12 protein-coding genes and 1 pseudogene are annotated in these 20,784 nt (G+C 70.5%); 8 read left to right on the top strand and 5 right to left on the bottom strand.

Annotated elements, in window-relative coordinates; translation table 11 throughout:
- Nucleotides 1-286 precede the first annotated feature (286 nt).
- From KBX08_RS26735 to KBX08_RS26715, 5 genes are all read left to right on the top strand, one after another.
- Nucleotides 287-880: a hypothetical protein gene (locus tag KBX08_RS26735; RefSeq protein ID WP_210786106.1), complete on the top strand. Its 594-nt coding sequence runs from the start codon at nt 287-289 to the stop codon at nt 878-880.
- 11 nt (nt 881-891) lie between these two features.
- The gene (locus KBX08_RS26730; protein WP_210786105.1) at nt 892-1,845 is read left to right on the top strand and encodes a hypothetical protein; all 954 of its coding nucleotides are present in this window, start codon (nt 892-894) and stop codon (nt 1,843-1,845) included.
- A gap of 195 nt (nt 1,846-2,040) precedes the next feature.
- Nucleotides 2,041-3,699 (top strand): sodium:solute symporter family protein, encoded by a 1,659-nt coding sequence (locus KBX08_RS26725; protein WP_210786104.1) that lies wholly within the window; start codon nt 2,041-2,043, stop codon nt 3,697-3,699.
- A gap of 16 nt (nt 3,700-3,715) precedes the next feature.
- Entirely contained in the window at nt 3,716-4,024 is a 309-nt protein-coding gene (locus KBX08_RS26720) for a hypothetical protein (protein ID WP_210786103.1), read from the top strand.
- Nucleotides 4,025-4,148: 124 nt separating this feature from the next.
- Nucleotides 4,149-4,535: a hypothetical protein gene (locus tag KBX08_RS26715; RefSeq protein ID WP_210786102.1), complete on the top strand. Its 387-nt coding sequence runs from the start codon at nt 4,149-4,151 to the stop codon at nt 4,533-4,535.
- 121 nt (nt 4,536-4,656) lie between these two features.
- Here KBX08_RS26715 and KBX08_RS26710 read toward each other — a convergent pair whose 3' ends face one another.
- Complete coding sequence (locus KBX08_RS26710; protein WP_210786101.1) at nt 4,657-6,432, bottom strand: glycoside hydrolase family 6 protein; 1,776 nt, start codon at nt 6,430-6,432, stop codon at nt 4,657-4,659.
- Between the two features lie 600 nt (nt 6,433-7,032).
- Here KBX08_RS26710 and KBX08_RS26705 point away from each other — a divergent pair.
- Together KBX08_RS26705 and KBX08_RS26700 are read left to right on the top strand one after the other, a co-directional pair.
- Nucleotides 7,033-8,148, top strand: a complete 1,116-nt coding sequence (locus KBX08_RS26705) for a hypothetical protein (protein WP_210786100.1) — start codon at nt 7,033-7,035, stop codon at nt 8,146-8,148.
- Nucleotide 8,149: 1 nt separating this feature from the next.
- On the top strand, nt 8,150-8,848 hold the full coding sequence (locus tag KBX08_RS26700) for a class F sortase (RefSeq protein WP_210786099.1): 699 nt from the start codon (nt 8,150-8,152) through the stop codon (nt 8,846-8,848).
- Between the two features lie 37 nt (nt 8,849-8,885).
- On the opposite strand, the gene KBX08_RS26695 is transcribed toward KBX08_RS26700, so the two are convergent.
- The gene (locus KBX08_RS26695; protein WP_210786098.1) at nt 8,886-13,967 is read right to left on the bottom strand and encodes an NAD-glutamate dehydrogenase; all 5,082 of its coding nucleotides are present in this window, start codon (nt 13,965-13,967) and stop codon (nt 8,886-8,888) included.
- A gap of 289 nt (nt 13,968-14,256) precedes the next feature.
- Between KBX08_RS26695 and KBX08_RS26690 the strand changes: the two genes are divergently transcribed.
- On the top strand, nt 14,257-16,221 hold the full coding sequence (locus KBX08_RS26690) for a penicillin-binding transpeptidase domain-containing protein (RefSeq protein ID WP_210786097.1): 1,965 nt from the start codon (nt 14,257-14,259) through the stop codon (nt 16,219-16,221).
- A gap of 501 nt (nt 16,222-16,722) precedes the next feature.
- Here KBX08_RS26690 and KBX08_RS26685 read toward each other — a convergent pair.
- The 3 genes and pseudogenes from KBX08_RS26685 to KBX08_RS26675 form a co-directional block, all read right to left on the bottom strand.
- Nucleotides 16,723-17,764: pseudogene (locus tag KBX08_RS26685) on the bottom strand (arginase family protein); the annotation flags it as partial.
- Nucleotides 17,765-17,833: 69 nt separating this feature from the next.
- A complete protein-coding gene (locus tag KBX08_RS26680) occupies nt 17,834-18,757 on the bottom strand; it encodes a tetratricopeptide repeat protein (RefSeq protein WP_210786095.1) in 924 nt (307 codons plus the stop codon).
- 171 nt (nt 18,758-18,928) lie between these two features.
- Nucleotides 18,929-20,617, bottom strand: coding sequence for a methylmalonyl-CoA mutase (locus KBX08_RS26675; protein ID WP_210786094.1), 1,689 nt, complete (start codon nt 20,615-20,617; stop codon nt 18,929-18,931).
- Nucleotides 20,618-20,784 lie beyond the last annotated feature (167 nt).

Genomic DNA, 20,784 nt, shown 5'->3' with positions numbered 1-20,784 from the left:
GACCTCGCCCGTACAGGGTGGCAGGAGGGGTGCCGGCACCGCCGGGCACCGCGCCTGCCGGCTGCGCGCCCGGCCGCGTCGCCGGGCACCGGCGCGGGCGCCTTGGGCAGGATACGTAATCGGAGGCTGTTTCACTACCGCCCGTATCTCTACCCACCCAAGCGCCTCTTCCGGGATGAATCAGGTTTTGGCCGGTGAGTAGTTGCGCCCCTCGTCAGGAAAGTGTCTCGGATCGGGATTGGCGATCACTGCGCGGAGGGAATAGCAGATGACGAAGGAGGAGCCCATGTCGCCCACGCAGATAGTCGTCATCGTGCTCGTCGTGCTGGTGATCGTCGCGGTGCTGGCCGTGGCCGCCCGCTCGCTCAACAACCGCCGGGCCCTGCGCAACCGGTTCGGACCGGAGTACGACCGGGTGGTGGCGGAACAGGACAGCCGGTCCGCCGCGGAGCGCGAACTGCGCGACCGGGAACGCCGGCATGCCGAGCTCACGCTCACCCCACTCGCCCCGGAGTCCCGGGCCCGGTACGCCGCCGCCTGGGAGGAGCTCCAGGTCCGCTTCATCGACTCCCCCGGCGAGACCGTGGGTGACGCAGACGAACTGGTCACCCGGCTCATCGAGGAGCAGGGCTACCCGACCGGTGACTTCTCCGACCAGATCGCCCACCTCTCCGTCGAGCACGCCCGCACGCTGACCAACTACCGGGACGCGCACGAGATCCACCTGCGCAACTCCCGGGGCGAGGCCAACACCGAGGAGCTGCGGCAGGCGGTCGTGCACTACCGCGCGCTCTTCGCCGAACTGCTGGGCGAGGAGCCGGTCGGCCACCGCACGCCCGAACAGCGCCACCACCCGGACCACGACGCCACGAGCCGCTGAGGAGGCCACCGATGCGCCAGGAAGAGCAGCAGGTGAGCAACGACCACCCGGAGGCCGTCCGGTCCGCGCCCGTGCCGGTACCCCCGGCCGGCGACCGGGCCGGCCACTCCGACGTCCCGGAGGACGCCCTCGACGACCGGGGCACCTTCGACGACCAGACCGCCACCCACGAGCGGGCCGACGACGAGGGTGGTTTCCACGAGCCTGGGCCGCTGCCGACCACGTTCGGCGCCACCACCGTGGCCGACGCGGTGGCCGCCTCCGCGCTGGCCAGCCCGCACCCGCAGGATCAGCCGGACCCGAGGGCCGAGCGGACCGCCCAGCCGGGCGACGGCGCCGAGGACGGTGAGCGGGAGGGTCTGCGCGCCGACCCCACCGCGGAGCTGCACCGCCGCGACGCGTACGTCGACGGCGGCGCGGACGTCGACGACCGCACCGATCTCGACGACCGCACCGACGCGGACACGTCCGCGCGGACCGTCGTACCGCCGGGGAGCACGGACGGCGACCCCGAGCGACGCGGCGATCTGACCGGCGACCGGGACGCCACCACGGCGGGCGCGGCCGGCTACGGCAGCGCGACACCGGAGATGGTCGACCCGGACGCGGACGGCGAACCGGTCCCCGGCGACGACACCAGCCCCACGCTGGAGTCCGCCGGAACATCCCGACCCACCGGGTCGACGGTGGCGGCCGAGCCGGCCACGCTCCTCGACAGGGACACCGCGCAGGGCTTCCGGGACCGCTGGCGGGACGTGCAGCTGCGTTTCGTCGACGACCCGCAGGGAGCTGCCGGCGAGGCGCAGTCCCTGGTCGAGGAGGCCATCCAGGCACTCTCCTCGGCGCTGGCCGCCCAGAAGAACACGCTGGGCGGTTGGCAGGACGCCGGCTCGGCCGACACCGAGCAACTGCGGATGGCGGTCCGCAACTACAGGGACTTCCTGGACCGCGTACTCGGTCGCTGAGTCACCCGACCAACACTGGCGCCCCGGCCGAAACGGCCGGGGCGCCCTGTTGTGTGCCGATCGTCGCGGAGCCCGCCAGACCGTGCGAAGAGCCCGAACACGGCGGTCTCGACCTCCGGGAGTGAAACCGTGCGGACGGGGTAATAGGGCGCGCGCGCACCAATCAGCGCGGACGGCGGGACGAGGGGTGACGGGATGGACGGCGACGGTCTTCGGCTCAACATGAACGGCCTGGACTACCTGATCCTGGCGCTGTACTTCGTCACCGTCCTCGGGGTCGGCTTCGCCGCGCGCCGGGCCATCCGGACCAGCGTCGACTTCTTCCTCTCCGGCCGCTCCCTGCCGGCCTGGGTGACCGGTCTCGCCTTCGTCTCGGCGAACCTCGGCGCGTTGGAGATCATCGGGATGGCCGCCAACGGGGCCCAGTACGGCGTGATGACGGTCCACTACTACTGGATCGGCGCGGTCCCGGCGATGGTCTTCCTGGGCATCGTGATGATGCCCTTCTACTACGGCTCCAAGGTCCGCAGCGTGCCGGAGTACCTGCGGCTGCGGTTCAACCGCCCCACCCACCTGCTCAACGCGATCAGCTTCGCCGTCGCCCAGGTGCTGATCGCCGGCGTGAACCTGTACGCGCTGGCCCTCGTCATGCAGGCGCTGCTCGGCTGGCCGCTCTGGACGGCGATCGTGGTCGGCGCGGCGATCGTGCTGGCGTACATCACCATCGGCGGCCTGTCCGGGGCGATCTACAACGAGGTGCTCCAGTTCTTCGTCATCCTGGCCGGCCTGATCCCGGTCACCGTGATCGGCCTGGTCAAGGTCGGCGGGTGGAACGGCCTGATGGACGCGGTCGGCGACACCAAACTCGGCGAGGCCGGCCTGCACGCGTGGCAGGACACCGGCAGCACTGCCAACCCGCTGGGCGCGCACTGGATCGGCATCGTCTTCGGCCTCGGCTTCGTGCTGTCGTTCGGCTACTGGACGACGAACTTCGCCGAGGTGCAGCGGGCCCTCTCGGCGAAGAACATGAGCGCCGCCCGGCGTACGCCAATCATCGCCGCGTACCCGAAGCTGCTCATCCCCCTGGTCACTGTCATCCCCGGTCTGGTGGCCCTGGTCACGGTGAAGGGCCTCGGCGCGGAGAGCGGCGACCTGCAGTACAACAACGCCATCCCGCTGCTGATGCGCGACCTGCTCCCCAACGGCGTGCTCGGGGTGGCGGTCACCGGCCTGCTCGCCTCGTTCATGGCCGGCATGGCGGCCAACGTCAGCGGCTTCAACACCGTCTTCACCTACGACATCTGGCAGGCGTACATCCGCCGTGACCGGTCGGACGAGTACTACCTGCGGGTCGGCCGCTGGGCGACGGTCGCCGCCGTGGTGATCGGGATCGGCACCGCGTTCATCGCGGCCGGGTTCAGCAACATCATGAACTACATCCAGGCGCTCTTCTCCGTCTTCAACGCGCCGCTGTTCGCCACCTTCATCATCGGCATGTTCTGGAAGCGGATGAGCGCGCTGGCAGGCTTCTGGTCGCTGCTGCTGGGCACCCTGGTGTCGCTGAGCCTCTACCTGCTCTACAAGGGCGGTGTGGTCCATTTCAACTCCGACCTGGAGGAGAGCTTCTGGGGTGCCGGTCTGGCGTTCGTCACGGCGGTGGTGGTCGCCGCGATCGTCACCCCGCTCACCGCACCCAAGCGGGACGAGGAGCTGCGCGGGTTGGTGTACGGCATGGGCGGCGTCGACCTGAAGGGCGACGTGCTCGCCGGGGACGCCGCCTGGTACCGCTCCCCGGTGCTGCTCGGTCTGATCGCGGTCGCGCTGGCCGCCGTCTTCTACATCCCGGTCTTCTAAGGAAAGGGGTCGGCAGATGAGCAACGAAGGCCAGCCGGCACAGGATCCGCTGATCGACGAGACGCAGGCGGAGCAGCGGCGTTCCGCCGCAGCCCGGCTGTTCGACATCCGCCGGGTGATCGGTGGCCTCTTCGTCGCGTACGGGGTCATCGTGACGCTGATCGGCATCTTCGACAGCCGGGCCGAGATCGACAAGGCCGAAGGCGTACGGATCAACCTGTGGGCCGGGCTGGCGATGCTCGTGTTCGGTCTGCTCATGCTGCTCTGGCAGTGGTGGCGCCCGGCGGAAGCGCCGGCCCCGAACGAGCAGCAGCCCGACGCCTGACCGCCTGACCGCACTGCCTGAGCACGGCCCGGCCCGGCCCACCGCCGGGCCGTGCGGCATGAGCGCGGCACGAAGGGGTACGTGGGGGAAATCAGGCACCGTGTCGGACACAGGAGGCAGCACCATGACCGATCGCGATCGCCAACCGCCGCTGGAGGACAGCCCCGAGGTGGCCTCGGCGGTGGACGATGACGCCACCGTGCCGCAACTGCGGACCGGAGGTGGCCCGGATCGGGACACACCGGGCTTCGCCGAGCCCCGCAGCCGACCGGCCGACCTCGCACCGGACACCGACGAGCTGATCGGCGACCCGTACGCCGCCGGCACCGGGGCGACCGGGACGGGTACCGGCGCCGGCGGGGACAACATCCGCACCGGGGGTGAGCAGCCCTGGGAGCCGGAGGACCTGGTGATGGCCCGAGGGCAGGATCTGACACCGGAGAACCTGGAGAAGGCCCGCCGTGACCTGGCCGAGCAGGGCCGGGCGGCGATCGAACGCACAGTGCCCTGATCGCGGCCAAGGGGGGGTCCCCGGCCCGACCTGTGACGGTCGAGCCGGGGACCCGGGGGGAACCTGCTGCCAACAGTGCCTCACCAACCACTGGCAGCGGGTTGGTGCGTGAGCTACCCGATCAGAGCGCCGGGTAGGCGTTGCGCATGAGTTCCTGGAACTGGGCGGAGAACCACGCACCGGAGATCGGCGCGTCGCCGAGCGCCCCGGACGGGTTGTTGCCGTTGCGGGCGTTACCGCCGTACGTCGGGTCGCACATCCGGTCGAAGCCCTTGCCCTCGTCGTTCGGGATCTCCTTGCTGGAACCGTCCGACTCACCCGGCGGCTTCACCCAGACGTAGGCGTCGATGCCCGTCGCCGGGGTGGCCCGGGGCCGCTCACCGAGACCGGCACCAGCCTGGTTGCACCAGTTGCCGAGGTGGGCCCGACGGTCGATGCGGCCGCCGTTGACGTACGTGTCGACGCTCGTCGTCGCGCCCGGACCGGTGGGCCGGGCGGAGCCGCCCCAGCCGTTACGGGAGGTGTCGATCAGCATGCCGATGTTGGAGTTGAAGCCGACCGAGACCAGCTGATTGCGGAACGCCTGGGCGAACGACAGCTCGTCGACGTAGAAGTTCCAGTCGACCCACTTGGACTGCCGCACCGACGTGCCGTTCACGTTGTCGGTGACCTTGAAGTACGGCTCCTGCAGCGCCGAGTAGTTCGCGGTGTTGGTGATGAAGCCGTGCACGTTGTTGACAGTGCTGCCGGAGGCGACCGCGGCGGTCTTCAGGATGTTGGAGGTCGGGACGAAGTTGGAGTCCCAGCCGAGCCAGCCGTGGTGGCCGGCGTCGATGTAGTTGTAGACGTTGCCGATCGCGCCCAGCTTGGCGAGGGCGTAGCCGACACCGTTGACGTAGGCGCCGTTGGCCTTGACCGTGTCGCACATGACCGTGCCGCCGGCCTGATCGGACGTGTTGGTGACCAGGTTGGGCAGGGAGTCGATCTCGATGATGTTGATGATCCGCAGGCTGCTGTACTTCGACTCACCCTGGATCGCGGCGATCGGGTCGATGTACTGGGCCTTGTACTTCGGCAGCTCGTCCGGGCCCAGCTCACCGTTGGAGGCGAGCGCGGAGCAGTCCCGGCCGGGCAGGTTGTAGATCACGAACTGGATGTAGCCGGCGCCTTGGCGCAGCGCCTCGTCCAGGTGCTGACGAACCCCGAAGGCGCCGTTGGAGCTGCTGTCCGGCGTGCCGTTGATCGCGGCGATCCGGTCCAGCCAGACGGCGGTGGGGTTGTTGGAGATCCGGCTTCCGCCGGTCTCGGCGTCCGCCTTGGCCTTCCACTCCGGGTTCACGTAGCCGCGCGCCCCGACGTACGGGTTGTCCACCTTGGTGCCGGGCGGCGGCGTGGTGGGCGGCGGGTCGGTGGGCGGAGGTGTGGTGGGCGGCGGATCGGTCGGCGGGGGCGTGGTCGGCGGGGTGGTGCCACCGTTGCAGACCACGCCGTTCAGGGTGAACGAGGTCGGCTTCGGGTTGCTGCCGCTCCACGCGCCGTTGAAGCCGATGCTCGTCGACGCGCCGGTGGCCAGGGTGCCGTTGTAGGACAGGCTCCGGGCGGTGACCTGGCTGCCGGACTGGGTGAACGTGGCCGACCAGCCCTGCTGCACCCGCTGGCCGGAGTTGGGGAAGGTCCAACCCAAGGTCCAGCCGTTCAGCGGGTCGCCGACGTTCTTGATGGTGACGCTCGCGGTGAAACCGCCGGGCCAGTCGTTGCTCGTGTACGCGATGTCGCACTGCGTCGCGGCCTGCGCCGCGGTACCCGGAATCGTTACGAGCCCACCGGCGACCAGGGCACCCGCGCCAGCGAGCGCGAGGGCCCGGCGTGGGCCGGTTAGCCTTCTCCACACATTCATGCCACTGATCTCCTTGGGCGAGACCGGGCCCACGTACGGCCCGGCGGGACGGCCCGATGGGCGTCCTGCACGGACGGCCGTCGGCGCCACGGGATTCTTTGGGGGGCGCCCGACCCGGACGGGCGATGGTGGTGGTGGTGCCCGGCCATGCGTCGGCCGGTCGATCGGCGGCGGGTGCGTCGCCCGGTGAACCGGGTGCCCTCGACTCCCCTGCCTGCACGGTGTGGCTCTCTGAACCGCGTTCGCCGATTCTTGCATGGGAGCGCTTCCATGGCAATGGCTCGATGCGTTGCCGGAGTCGTTTCGGACGATACCTCCGAGTCCGCCCGACCTCACACGCGCAGCTCGGACCCACCGCTACCGGATGACCGGGGCAGGCCGGGAACGGGGAGCGCGGAACACCCTTCCGCACCCCACAGGGTTGCGGGACGCCTGACACGACGCTGAGCGCGGCGAAAGCCGCGTACCACCCCTTCACCTCTTACTTGGATCAAAGGTAAAACGCGAATCTTTCACTTCATAAGTCATGAAACGGTCTAACGTCGGTCTTAGCTCGGTTGTCGCCGAGCTCAGGACAACAGGGATGGAGTGACGCAGGTCATGGCTAAGAAGATGCTCGGGAAGGTCGTTGCGGGCGCCGCGCTCGGCGGCGCGTCGCTCCTGGTGTTCGCACCGGGGATCGCGTTCGCCGACGGCCACGACGATGGCAAGGTCTACGCCAAGCCGCATGTCGTCAAGGCTGGCGACGAGGTCAAGCTCCTCGAGATCTGCCCGGATCGGCAGGAGCACGCGTACGTGTGGTCCAAGGTCACCGGCAAGGTCAAGCTCAAGCCGGCGCACGAAGACCGGGGCGAGGACCGCGAGTGGCGCGAGGAGGAGAACTCCTCCGACCACGACAAGGGCAAGGACGAGCACGGCAAGGACGAGAACGGCAAGGACCACGAGGGCAAGGACGAGAACGGCAAGGACGAGCACGGCAAGGACGACAAGGGCAAGGACCACGAGGGCAAGGACGAGAACGGCAAGGACGACAAGGGCAAGGACGAGCACAAGGACGAGAACGGCAAGGGTGGCCAGGGTGGCGGCGCTGCCGCCGACGCCTACGGCGACGAGGGCAGCAAGGACTGGAAGGGCGAGGAGCACGGCCAGGACGCCGAAGAGGGCCGTGACAAGAAGGACTGGGACTCCAAGGACGAGCACGGCTCCGAGTACGGCTCGGACAACGGCTGGGAGTCCAAGGACGAGCACGGCTCGGAATACGGCTCGGACGAGCGCGGCGATTACGGCAAGGACGAGCACGGCTCGGAATACGGCTCGGACAACGGCTGGGAGTCCAAGGACGAGCACGGCTCCGACAACGGCTGGGAGTCCAAGGACGAGCACGGCTCCGAGTACGGCTCGGACGAGCGCGGCGGTTACGGCAAGGACGAGCGCGGCTCGGACGAGCGTGACTGGGACGACGAGCGCGAGTTCGTCTACTACGGCGAAGCCAAGGTCGACAAGGACGCCAAGCCGGGTCGCTACGAGCTCAAGGGCTCCTGCGGCGAGGGCGAGCTCGTCGTGCTGCCGCACGGCGGTGTCGACGGTGGTGACGGTGGCGTCAGCACCGGTACCGACCGGGGTCTGGCCACCGGCGGGGCGGGCCTGCTCGGCGCTGCCGCGCTGGGCGGGATCGTGCTGATGCGTCGTCGGCGGACCGATGGTTCGCTCGTCTGACGTGACGACGACACCGGCCGGCGGCCGTCGCGGGAAACCGTGGCGTGCCGCCGGCACGGCCGTCGTCGTCACCATGGCCATGATCGGTGCCGGCATGATCGGCGCCTCCCTGAAGACCACGCCCACTCCCCGACCGCCGCAGCCGCTGGCCCAGGCCGGACCCGAGGCGACCGGGCCGGCGAGCACCGCCGACGATGCCCCGCCCGTCGACGGGCAGCCGGTCGGTCAGGCGGCGGCCGGGTTGGCCCGTTCGGCACCCACCAGCATCGAGATCCCCCGGATCGGCGTCGACGCGACGATCATGTCGTTGGGCACCAACGCGGACGGCACCGTCCAGGTCCCTCCGCTGGACAAGGCCGACCAGGCCGGGTGGTACGAGCCCGGTGCGAGCCCGGGCGAGACGGGTAACGCGGTCATCGTCGGGCACGTGGACTCGGCGGTGCTCGGCCCGGCCGTCTTCTTCGACCTGGGCGCTCTCACCCCCGGCGACACCGTCACCGTGCGCCGCGCCGACGGAGTGCCGGCCACCTTCACTGTCGACTCGGTGAAGTCGTACCCGAAGACTGCCTTCCCCACCGAGTTGGTGTACGGACCGAGTGACCGACCCAGCCTGCGGGTGGTCACCTGCGGTGGTCAGTTCGACCAGGCCGCGAAGAGCTACCCGGACAACATCGTCGTCTTCGCCACCATGGCGGCCTGACCGGCGGCGGAACGAAACGCGGTCCGGCGTACCTGACTCAGGCGGCCGCGGAGGTCCGCACCAGGGTGCGGATCTGACGCAACAGCACCGACAGGGCGGCGAGATCCGCCCGCGACTCGTCGAACTCACCCATCGCCCGTCGGGCCCGGTGGATGGAGGTGGCGTTCGACTGCTCCCACTGCTGTACCCGCTCGTGCGGCGGCAGGTCGCCCGGGGTGGAGTCGAGCACCTCCGCGGTGAGCGCGGCCAGCGCGGCGTACAGGTCGTACCGCAGCGCCATCCGGGCCAGCGTCTGCCAGCGGTCCTCCCGAGGCAGCAGGGAGATCTTCGACAGCAGCGAGTCCACCCGGAACAGGTCCGACAGCACGAAGTAGACCGAGGCCACCTCGCTGACGTCCCGCCCACTGGCGTTCGCGGTCTCCACCACGTCCATCAGACCGAAGCTGTACATCAGCCGGGTGGCCCGCTCCGCCAGCTCGCGGGGCAGCCCACGCTCGGTCATCGAGTCCATGTGCGCGGCGAGGCCCTGGCGCTCGTTGCCGTAGAACAGCTCCTCCAGCCCCGGCAGCAGCCGGGTGACCCCGTCACGCAGCCGGGCGATCTCGGCCGGCACGTCGATCGGCGAGCGCCGGTTGGAGACCAGCCACCGCACGGCCCGGTCGAGCAGCCGGCGGGTGTCCAGGTAGACGCTGGTCTGCAACTCCGGCGCCACCTTGTTGTCCAGCGCCTCGACCGCGTCCCACAGGTCGCGCAGGCCGAACACCTCGCTGACCACGACGTACGCCCGGATCACGTCGGCCGCGCTGGCCGCCGTCTCCTCGACCACCCGGAAGATGAACGAGATGCCACCCCGGTTGATCGCCTCGTTGACCAGCACCGTGGTGACGATGTCCCGGCGCAGCCGGTGCCGGCCCATCCGGTCGGCAAACCGCTCGCGCATCGGCGTCGGGAAGTAGTTGACCAGGACCTCGGTCGTCCACTCCTCGTCGGCCAACCCCTCGGTGAGGATCTCCCGCTCCAGGACGATCTTCACGTACGCGAGCAGCACGGCGAACTCCGGCGCGGTCAGCCCGGACTCGCTGCGGACCGCCAGTTCCTCGTCCGGCGGCAGCGCCTCCAACGCGCGGTCCAACCCGCCCGAACGCTCCAGCTCGTTGATCATCCGACGGTGCACCGGGAGCAGCGAGGCGGCCTGGGCCTGGGCGTTGTTGATCGCCCGGGCCTGGTCGTAGTTGTCCCGCAGGACCAGCTCCGCGACCTCGTCGGTCATCCCGGCCAGCAGCTCGTCCCGGTCGGCCATGGTCAGCTCACCGTCGGCCACCGCCGTGTTGAGCAGGATCTTGATGTTCACCTCGTGGTCGGAGGTGTCCACACCGGCCGCGTTGTCGATGAAGTCCGTGTAGATCCGGCCACCGGTCAACGCGTACTCGATCCGGCCGAGCTGGGTCCAGCCCAGGTTGCCGCCCTCGCCCGCCACCCGGCAGCGCAGGTTACGCCCGTCCACCCGGATCGCGTCGTTGGACTTGTCGCCCACCTCGGCGTTGGTCTGGGTGGAGGCCTTGACGTAGGTGCCGATGCCGCCGTTCCAGAACAGGTCCACCGGGGCGGTGACGATCGCCTTCATCAGGTCCTGCGGCGACAACTGCGTGACGTCGTCGTCCAGGCCGATCGCCGCCCGGACCTGCGGCGTGATCGGGATGGACTTCGCGGTACGCGGGAAGATGCCGCCACCTGCCGAGATCAGCTCCGGGTTGTAGTCCTCCCAGGAGGAACGGGGCAGGTCGAACAGCCGTCGACGCTCCGTGTACGAGGTGGCGGCGTCCGGCTCCGGATCGAGGAAGATGTGCCGGTGGTCGAAGGCGGCCACCAGCCGGATGTGCTCGGAGAGCAGCATGCCGTTGCCGAACACGTCGCCGGACATGTCGCCGACGCCGACCACAGTGAAGTCCTGGGTCTGGGTGTCCAGGCCCAACTCACGGAAGTGCCGCTTGACCGACTCCCAGGCACCCCGGGCGGTGATGCCCATCTTCTTGTGGTCGTAGCCGGCGGATCCGCCGGACGCGAACGCGTCGCCCATCCAGAAGGTGTGGGCCTTGGATATCTCGTTGGCGATGTCGGAGAACGTCGCGGTGCCCTTGTCGGCCGCCACCACCAGGTACGGATCGTCGCCGTCGTGCCGGACGACGTCCTCGGGCGGCACGATCTGCCCGCTGACGATGTTGTCGGTGACGTCCAGCATCGCGCCGACGAACTCCTGGTAGCAGGCGACCGCCTCGTCCCGGTCACCCGGCTTCTGCTTCAACACGAAGCCGCCCTTGGCGCCGACCGGCACGATCACCGTGTTCTTCACCATCTGCGCCTTGACCAGGCCCAGCACCTCGGTACGGAAGTCCTCCCGACGGTCGGACCACCGCAACCCGCCCCGGGCCACCGGCCCGAACCGCAGGTGCACACCCTCGAAGCGCGGCGAGTAGACGAAGATCTCGAACTTCGGTCGCGGCGCGGGCAGGTCCGGAATGGCCTGCGGGTCGAGCTTGAACGCCACGTACGCCTTGGGCCGCCCGTCGGCGCGCTTCTGGTAGAAGCTGGTCCGCAGGGTCGCCTCGATCAGCGTCAGGTACGAGCGCAGGATCCGGTCCTGGTCCAGGCTCGCCACGTCGTCCAACGCGCCCCGGATCGTCTCGACCAGCTCACCGCTGCGCTGCTGCCGCTCCTCGGTGCTCGACTCGCCCGGCGCGAACCGGGTCTCGAAGAGCTCCACCAGCAACGCGGCGAGCTTCGGGTACGCGATGAAGGTCTGCTCCATGTAGTCCTGCGAGAAGACAGTGCCGGCCTGCCGCAGGTACTTCGCGTACGCCCGCAGCACCACCACCTGCCGCCAGGTCAACCCCCCGCGCAGCACCAGCTCGTTGAACCGGTCCACCTCGGCCTCGCCGCGCCAGGCAGCCGCGAAGGCGTTCTCCACGTGCGGGCGCACCTCGGCCAGCTCGTGATGCCCCTCGGGCAGCATGAGGCCGAAGTCGTACAGGTAGACCCGACCGTCGATCCGGTCGACCTCGTACGGGTGCTCGTCGACCACCCGTACGCCGAGCGAGTGCAGCACCGGCAGCACTGCGGAGAGCATCATCGGCTCGCCGTACCGGTAGACCTTGAACCGGACGTCCATCGCCTCGGCCAGGTCGGCTCCCGGCACCCGGGTGCCCGGCCGGGGCGCCAACTGCTTGCGGAACAGGTGCATCTCCAGCTGGCCGGGCTCCTCCAGCAGCTCCAGCTTCGCCAGGTCCTTCATCGCCTCGTACGGCGTGTGCCCGTCCTTGTAGCCCTCCGGGAACGCGTCGGCGTACCGGGTGAACAGGTGCTTGGCCTGCTCGTCGCCGAGCTTGCGCTCCAGCACCAACCGGTAGTCGTCGTCCCAGAGCCGGGTGGCGTCGGCCAACTCCTCGGCGAGCAGGTCGGCGTCGATGTCGCCGGGTGGCCGCGTCGGGTCGGTACGGACGATGAAATGCACCCGAGCCAGCATCGACTCGGTGACCCGGGTGGTGTAGTCCACCCCGACACCGTTCAGCTCGCGCAGCAGGATGTCCTGCATGCGCAGCCGGTTCTGGGTGGTGAACCGGTCCCGGGGCAGGTAGATCAGGCAGGAGATGAACCGCCCGTACGCGTCCCGACGCAGGAACACCCGCAGCTGCCGGCGGCCGGCCATCCGCAGCACGCCGACCACCGCGTGGTACAGGTCGTCGGTCTTGATCTGGAACAGCTCGTCGCGCGGGTAGGTCTCCAGGATCTGGATCAGATCCTTGCCCGAGTGGCTGCGCTGGCTCAGGCCGGAGCGGTCCAGCACCTCGGCCACCTTGCGGCGTACCACCGGCAACTCGCGGACGCTGGTCCGGTAGGCGGCCGTCGAGAACAGGCCCAGGAAGCGCCGCTCACCGATCACGTCACCGGCGGTGTTGAAGATCTTGAAGCCGATGTAGTCCAGGTACGCCGAGCGGTGCACCGTGGCCCGGGAGTTGGCCTTGGTGATGATCAACAGGCGCTTCTCCAGCACCTTCTCGTGCGCCTCGGGCGTCATCGAGGACAGCGACCGCGCATCCGGCGAATCGGAGCGCAGAATGCCCAGACCGGTGCCGAGCACCGCCTCCAACGCCTTGCCGTCGACCGGGTCGCCGGCGTCGCCGCCGTCGGCGTCCACCAACCGGTACTCGCGGTAACCGAGGAAGGTGAAGTGGTCCTGGGCGAGCCACCGCAGCAGCTCCACCGAGTCGGTGATGTCCTTTTCCGGCACCGGTGGGCGGTTGTCGGAGGTACGGGCGGACGCCAGCTCGTCGGCGAGCGCGAGGGCACGCTGACGCATCTTCGGCCAGTCCTCCACCGCCTCCCGCACGTCGGTGAGCACCCGCTGCAACTCGCGGCGCAACCGGTCCCGTTCGGCAGCGTCCCGGACCGGGTCGATCTCGATCCGCATCCAGCTCTCGATGATGTCGCCGGCGATCGCGTCGTCCGGTTCCACATCCGCGGAGACCTCGGTGAGCCGACCCAGCGGCTCCCGCCGCACCACCACCAGCGGGTGCACCAGCAGGTGCACGTCGAGGTGGTACGAGTTGAGCAGCGCCGTCACCGAGTCGACCAGGAACGGCATGTCGTCGGTGACGATCTCGACGACCGTGTGGTGCTGGTCGGCGTGCGGTTCGTGGATCCGCAGCTTCAGCTCGCCCGGCACCCGTTGCTGGGCGAGATCCCGGTGTGCCCGGGCCGCGTCGAGCATCTCTTCCGCCGTGAAGCCGACCAGCTCCTCGTCCGGGGCGAACCGCCAGAAACGGCCGACAAGCGTCGCCGCGTCGTGGTCGTCCCCGGCGAGCGCGACGGCCTGGGCCACCAGGCGCTCCGCGTTGGGAACGGGTTCGTCGAGCTCGGCGTCCTCCACGTCGTCGGCCAGCGCCTCGGCTGGCAGACCCAGATCGTAGATGGTGTCGATGCTCGACCCGGTCAGCCCGGTGACTCCCGTGTCGAGTCGGCCGTAGCCGTCCCCGTCGGTCGCCGAATCGAAGCTGTCATCGTCCCGGCCGGAGTCATCCTGCCGGAGGTCGGGTTCCGGTTTGATCGCCGGACGCCGGTCCATCGGTGCCACTCCCCTCGACCCACCGCGTTGTGGGTCACTCTGCCGCCCAGCCTAGGCCCTGCCGTTCTGCGCCTTCGTCGGCGGACCACTGGCCAGACGTCCGGATCGGGACTTTGTCCTTTCACCCGTTGCGGGTCCGAGGTTGGCCGGCTGCGGGATACCCCGCCACGCGATGTTCATCACACGGGTGCGGCCCGTCTTTGAGCGCGGCCGAGCACCTGGGGGACGTTGGGGACGGCGTTCCCGTACTACCGTGCGAGGGCAGTCCGAGATCGGAAGGACCAGCTTCATGCCCTTGTCGTACCCCCGGCCCCACCGGCCGAACCCCGGCCGCCGGCTCGCCGCCGCCGTCACCACGGCGCTGCTCGCGGCGGGTGTCCTGGTCGGTTGTTCCGGTGACGACGGGCCGCAGCGCACCGTCGACGCCTTCCTCGCGGGATGGCGCAGCGGCGACCTCCAGGCGGTCGGTCTGATCGACCCGCTCGGCTCGAAACTGCCGTCGGCCGACGTGGCGCGCGAGATCAAGGACCTCTCCGGTGAGCTGGCGGCGACCCCGCCCACCCTGACGCGTCGCGGCGAGCCGAAGATCACGAAGGACATCGCCACCACGACCGTCCAGGTGGAGTGGGCCCTGCCCGGTCAGACCCGCTGGGCGTACGACCGGGAGGTGCGGCTCGCCCACGGCGACGACGACCAGTGGCAGGTGATCTGGGAGCCGAAGGTGGTGCACGAGCAGCTCACCAAGGGCGACCGGTTGGCGCTGCGTCGCGACCCCGGTGCCCGCGCCGCGGTGCTGGACAACGCCGGGAAGCCACTGGTGACCCCGCGCCCGGTGGTCCGGGTGGGTGTGCAGCCCAACGGGGTCACCGACCTCAAGAAGCTCGTCAAGGACCTCGACGCGGCGTTCAAGGCCATCCGCCCGGCGCTGGTCCCCGGCGTCGACCTGGCCGACCTGCCCGACCGGGTGGCCAAGGCCGAGCCGGGCGCATTCGTCGAGGTGGTGTCGCTCCGCGAGGAGGCGTACCGGCAGATCAAGCCCCGCATCTACGACCTGCCCGGCACCAAGTTCGTCTCCGACAAGATCGACCTGGCGCCCACCCGTGAGTTCGCCCGTGCGGTGCTCGGCACTGTCGACCCGGCGCAGGCCGACGACATCGCCGCACACCCCGACCGGTACGTCGTCGGCGATCTGGTCGGGCACGGCGGCCTACAGGGCCGCTACGACGAACGACTGCGCGGCGGCCCCGGGCTGACCGTTGTGGTCGAACGTCCGGCCGAGGGCGGCAAACTCGAACCCACCGGCGCCGAGCTGTTCCGCCGGGAGCCGCAGCCCGGGCAGGCGCTGAAGACCACGCTGGACGTCGCCGTCCAGAACGCGGCCGACGGGGCACTGCGCGCCGAGTCGCGCCGGTCCGCCCTGGTGGCGCTCCGGATCAGTGACGGCGCCGTGCTCGCCGCCGCGAACGGCCCCGGCCCGGCCGGGGAAAACCTGGCCTTCGACGCCCAGGTGCCTCCGGGCTCGACCTTCAAGATGGTCAGCACGCTGGGCCTGCTGGACCGGGGCGCGGTCACGCTGGACGGGCCGGTGGACTGCAAGAAGACCTTCACCGTGGACGGCCGGTCCTTCAAGAACTCGGACAACTTCGAGCTCGGCTCGGTGCCGTTCCGCACCGACTTCGCCAAGTCCTGCAACACGGCGTTCGCCGCGCTGGCCCCGAAGCTCGGCGGCGACGGGCTGGCCGCCGCCGGTCGCTCGCTGGGCCTGGAGGGTCAGTGGGACCTCGGCACGGACGCCTTCACCGGCAAGGTCTCGACGGGCGGCAGCCTGGCCGAGCAGGCCGCCGCGTCGTTCGGGCAGGGCACCACGCTGGTCAGCCCGCTCGCCATGGCCGGCGCCACCGCCGCCGTCGCCCGCGGCCGCTTCGAGCAGCCGAAGCTGCTGCTCGACCCGGCGCCGGCCAAGCCGGCCCCGGCAGGTGAGCAGCTCAAGCCGGAGTCCGTCGCGGCGCTGCGCACCATGATGCGCGAAGTGGTCACCGCCGGCACCGGCAGCGCACTCAAGGATGTGCCGGGCGAGGTGTACGGCAAGACCGGCACCGCCGAGTACGACGACAACCCGGCGCACACCCACGCCTGGTTCGTCGGCTGGCGGGGCGACGTGGCGTTCGCCGTCTTCGTGGAGAAGGGCGGGGCCAGCACCGCCTCGGCCGTCCCGATGGCCGAGCGCTTCCTCCGCGCCCTCCCAACCCCCTGACCTCACCACCCGAAGGGCCCACCGGGCGTCCGGCCACCGTCCGGGGCCCCCGCCGGGCGTCCGGCCATTGCCCCGGGGCCAACGCCCGGTGCCCGGGTCGAGGGCCAGGTCAGGCGGTGTCGGCTTCGCGCCTCGCCGGCGGGTTCTGGGGCGACGGGGAGGTGCGTCGGAGGAGACCTGGGCCGGCCGACGCCGGTGGGCCGACCGGTTCACGCTCGACCAGGGGCGCGACGCTGGCCGCGACGCCCGAAGGCTCGGAGTGGGCCCGTCCGCCAGTGCCGGGTGACTCCCCATCGGCCGGGACGTCGTACGGCAGAGCGCTCACCGACGAACCGACGCCGGTGACACCGACGCCGGCAGGCCCGTCATCGGCAGACCCGAGCGCAGCAGGCCCGACATCGGCGGCGTCGCTGTCAGCGGGGTCGATGCCAGCGGGGAATTCAAGCCGCGCAACCCGCTCAGCGCGGTCGAGCCCGTCAAGCCCGTCAAGCCCAGCCAGCGCGTCGGGCCGCTCGGCACGGTCGGGACGCTCGGCCCGGTCGAGCCGCTCGGTGGCGGTCGCGGCCCGGCCGTTGCCGCGCCGCGGGGAGGGCGTGGGCCGGGCCGACAGCAGTCGGGGCGGCACGGCTTCCGGGGCGGTCACCGGTGCCAGACCGGCGACCACTGTGTTGACGATCTCGGCCGCGTACGAGCCGTCCGGGTCGTAGTCGGGGTCGAAGACGGTCACCTCCACGCCGAGGCAGTGCGGGGTGTCGACCAGGCCGGCGAGCAGGATCTCCAGCTCGGCGAAGGCGATTCCACCCGGGTCGGGGGCGTCCACGGCGGGCATCACCGCCGGGTCGAGCACGTCCACGTCGATGTGCACCCAGTAGCCCGCGCAGTCGGCGAGTTGCTCGTGCGCCCACTGGGCCGTCCGGGCGGCACCTTCGGCGCGCAGCGCCGGCACCGGTCGGGTGGTGATCCCGGCGGCCTGGAGGTCGAGCCGGTATTCGTCCTGGGCGCGGATGCCGAGCACCACCACGTCGATGTCGCGGAAGTAGGGCCGGCGGCCCTCCAGCGCGGCCAGGTCGGCCTGCCCTCGCCCGGTGACCAGGGCCAGGTCCTCACCGGCGGCGGCGCCGACGTAGGAGGCGTTGCCGGGGTGCCGGAAGTCGGAGTGCCCGTCGACGAAGACCAGCCCGATCCGCCCGCCGACGGCCTCGCCGAGGCGGTGCATGGCCAGGGCCGAGCCGAGGAGCACGGAGCAGTCGCCGCCGAGCACCACCGGGAACTCGCCCCGGTCGATGATCGAGCCGATGCGTTCGGCGAGGGCCAACGAGTAGTCGGCGATCTCCCGGGCATGGCACACCCCGTCGCCGGGCCGCCAGTCGCCCGGGTCGTACCGGGCGGGGGTGACACAGCCGGCGTCGCGGGCGCGGAGCCGGGCCAGCAGGTCGTGGTCGCGCAGCGCCCCCGGCGCCTTGGCGCAACCCGGGACCGACGTGGGCGTCGGCGGCCGTAGACCAAGATTTGTCGGCGCGTCGAGGACGGCGATCCGGCGCATCGTGAGCTCCCGTCCTCGATGGTCGGGCGGGCCGGCCGGAACGCCGGCCCGCGCTGGCGTGCTACGAACTCAGAACAGGGCGCTGGCCAGGGCCCGACGCGCCGAGGCGACCGCCGGATCGTCAGGGCCGGCGATGGAGAAGAGCAAGACCAGGTGCTGGCGAACCGCCTCACGGTCCTCACCGGCGGTGCGCCGAACCAGACCGACGAGCCGGGCGTACGCCTGCTCGGCCAGGCCGCTGAGCACCTCGATGTCGGCGGCCAGCAGCTGGGCGGCGACGTCGTCGGGGGCGCTCTCGGCGGCGGCCAGCGCGGCGGACGGGTCGGCACCGGCCACCCGGCGGGCCACCCCGACCTGGGCCAGCCCCGCCGTGGCCGCGGCGTCCGCCGGGGCGTCGGCGAGGATCTTCCGGTACGCCTGCTCGGCGGCGTCCAGATCGCCGCTCATCAGCGCGTCGTCCGCCTCGTCGAGGCGGGGGTCCTCGGGCTCGGCGACGGTCACGCCACCGGCCTTGAGCACGGCCTGGATCCACTGCCGCAGCTGCGCCTCGGGAACCACTCCGGAGAAGGCGTCGACCGGCTGGCCGCCGACGACCGCGTAGACCATGGGGATGCCCTGCACCCGGAACATCTGGGCGATTCGGGGATTTTCCTGCACGTCAACCCGGGCCAGCACCCAGGTGCCGCCGCCCTCGGCGTTCAGCCGCTCCAGGACCGGGGCGAACTCGTCGCTCTCCGGGAAGCCGGCCGCACCGAAGAACACGACGACGGGCGTGGCCATCGAGCGTTCGAGCACGTCGGACTGGATGGTCGCCTCGGTGACGTCCACGATGGCGGTGTCACCGCCGGCGGTGGGCGCGCCGGGGGCGCCGTTGGTCGGGCCGCCCTGCGGGGGCGTGCCGGGGCGGGTACTTGCTGGTGCGGGGCCACGCAGCGTGCTGAGGTCGACCGCGCCGCGGGTGAAGATCGACGAGGTGATCCGTGGGTCGCTCATGGTTACCTAGTCTCGCACGTGAGCCCCCGATCTCAGCTCACCCGCAACCCCGACGTTGCAACTCTCACGCCCCGCCCCCACCCCCCCGCGATCTTGCATATTCTGTCGCCGGTACGCCGCATTCATGCCTTATGTCGGCACAGAAACTGCAAGATCACGGGGGTGGGAGGGTCAGAAGCGGGCTGGCTCTCGGTAGGTGCCCCACTCGGCGCGCAGGGCGTCGCAGATCTCGCCCAGGGTCGCCTCGGCGCGGACCGCGTCGAGCATGGCGGGGATCATGTTCTCGTCGGTACGGCTCGCCTCGATCATCCGGGTCACCGCCGCGCGGACCGCCGACTCGTCGCGCGCGCCCTTGCGCTCGGCGAGCACCCGGCGCTGCTCCAGCTCCACCTCGTGCGAGATGCGCAGGATCTCCAATTCCTTGGCCACAGTGCCGGTGTGGCAGTTGACCCCGACGATCTTCTTGTCGCCCTTCTCGAGGGCCTGCTGGTAGACGAAGGCCGACTCGGCGATGTGCCCGGTGAACCAGCCGTCCTCGATGCCGCGCAGGATGCCCGAGGTCATCGGGCCGATCTGGTGTGGCCCGTCCCCACCGAGCTGCCGGATCCGGGCGAAGATCTCCTCCGCCTCGGCCTCGATCTTGTCGGTCAGCGCCTCGACGTACCAGGAGCCGCCGAGCGGGTCGGCCACGTTGACCACACCGGTCTCCTCCATCAACACCTGCTGGGTACGCAGGGCGATCTCGGCCGACTCGTCGGTGGGCAGCGCCAGGGTCTCGTCCAGCGCGTTGGTGTGCAGCGAGTTGGTGCCGCCGAGCACCGCCGCGAGAGCCTCGACGGCGGTGCGTACGACGTTGTTGACCGGCTGCTGCGCAGTCAGCGACACCCCTGCGGTCTGCGTGTGGAACCGCAGCCACAGGGCCTTCTCGCTGGTCGCGCCGTAGACGTCGCGCAGCCAGCGGGCCCAGATCCGGCGGGCGGCGCGGAACTTGGCGATCTCCTCGAAGAAGTCGAGGTGCGAGTCGAAGAAGAAGCTCAGCCCCGGCGCGAAGACGTTCACGTCCAGCCCACGGGAGAGACCCAGCTCGACGTAGCCGAAGCCGTCCGCCAGGGTGTACGCCAGCTCCTGCGCCGCGGTCGAGCCGGCCTCACGGATGTGGTAGCCGGAGACCGACAGCGGCTTGTAGCGCGGGATCTCCCGGGCGCAGTACTCCATCAGGTCGCCGATCAGGCGCAGGTGCGGCTCCGGGTCGAAGAGCCACTCCTTCTGCGCGATGTACTCCTTGAAGATGTCGGTCTGCAGGGTGCCGTCCAGCTTGGACAGGTCGGCGCCCTGCCGCTCGGCGGCGACCAGGTACATGCAGAACACCGGCACGGCCGGACCGGAGATGGTCATCGAGGTGGTCACGCCGGCCAGGTCGATGCCGTCGAAGAGCGCCTGCATGTCGGTGGCGGTGTCGATGGCCACGCCGCAGTGGCCGACCTCGCCGAGCGCCTGCGGGTCGTCCGAGTCGCGGCCCATCAGCGTCGGCATGTCGAACGCCACCGAGAGCCCGCCGCCACCGGCGCCGAGGATCATCTTGTAGCGCTCGTTGGTCTGCTGGGCGTTGCCGAAGCCGGCGAACTGCCGGATCGTCCAGGTCCGACCGCGGTAGCCGGTCGGATACAAACCCCTGGTGTACGGATACTCGCCCGGCCATCCGATCCGTTCGAAGCCCGGATAGGTGGCGCCCTCCGGCGGCCCGTACACCGGCTCCACCGGCATCCCGGAGAGCGTGGTGAAGTCCGCGTCCCGCTTGCGCGCGGCGTCGTACCGGGCCTGCCAGCGCGCCCGTCCGGCGTCGATCTCGTCGGCGTCCATGAGCAGGGCTCCTCCTCGGGTCCTCGACTGCCTGTCGAGTGTAAGGCCCCTACCTGAACGATCGCTAAGTCAGGCCGTACCGACGAGTAACGGCGAGCGCACCCGTCGATCATGGAGTTGTGGTGGTGCACAAATCCCGCAGCCGGGGCCAAAATGGCCACCACGAC

Origin of the sequence: Micromonospora sp. H61, assembly GCF_018070325.1 — a bacterium.
Lineage (GTDB): Bacteria > Actinomycetota > Actinomycetes > Mycobacteriales > Micromonosporaceae > Micromonospora > Micromonospora salmantinae.
The sequence above is the reverse complement of the archived record's forward strand: the minus strand, read 5'-3'. Positions and strand labels throughout refer to the sequence as shown.

Bases quoted from the DNA above. Each gene is read 5' to 3' on its own strand.
- KBX08_RS26680 (WP_210786095.1), bottom strand. From the start codon at position 18,757: ATGAGCGACCCACGGATCACCTCGTCGATCTTCACCCGCGGCGCGGTC.
- KBX08_RS26725 (WP_210786104.1), top strand. From the start codon at position 2,041: ATGGACGGCGACGGTCTTCGGCTCAACATGAACGGCCTGGACTACCTG.
- KBX08_RS26715 (WP_210786102.1), top strand. From the start codon at position 4,149: ATGACCGATCGCGATCGCCAACCGCCGCTGGAGGACAGCCCCGAGGTG.
- KBX08_RS26730 (WP_210786105.1), top strand. From the start codon at position 892: ATGCGCCAGGAAGAGCAGCAGGTGAGCAACGACCACCCGGAGGCCGTC.
- KBX08_RS26705 (WP_210786100.1), top strand. From the start codon at position 7,033: ATGGCTAAGAAGATGCTCGGGAAGGTCGTTGCGGGCGCCGCGCTCGGC.
- KBX08_RS26710 (WP_210786101.1), bottom strand. From the start codon at position 6,432: ATGAATGTGTGGAGAAGGCTAACCGGCCCACGCCGGGCCCTCGCGCTC.
- KBX08_RS26675 (WP_210786094.1), bottom strand. From the start codon at position 20,617: ATGGACGCCGACGAGATCGACGCCGGACGGGCGCGCTGGCAGGCCCGG.
- KBX08_RS26690 (WP_210786097.1), top strand. From the start codon at position 14,257: ATGCCCTTGTCGTACCCCCGGCCCCACCGGCCGAACCCCGGCCGCCGG.
- KBX08_RS26695 (WP_210786098.1), bottom strand. From the start codon at position 13,967: ATGGACCGGCGTCCGGCGATCAAACCGGAACCCGACCTCCGGCAGGAT.
- KBX08_RS26720 (WP_210786103.1), top strand. From the start codon at position 3,716: ATGAGCAACGAAGGCCAGCCGGCACAGGATCCGCTGATCGACGAGACG.
- KBX08_RS26735 (WP_210786106.1), top strand. From the start codon at position 287: ATGTCGCCCACGCAGATAGTCGTCATCGTGCTCGTCGTGCTGGTGATC.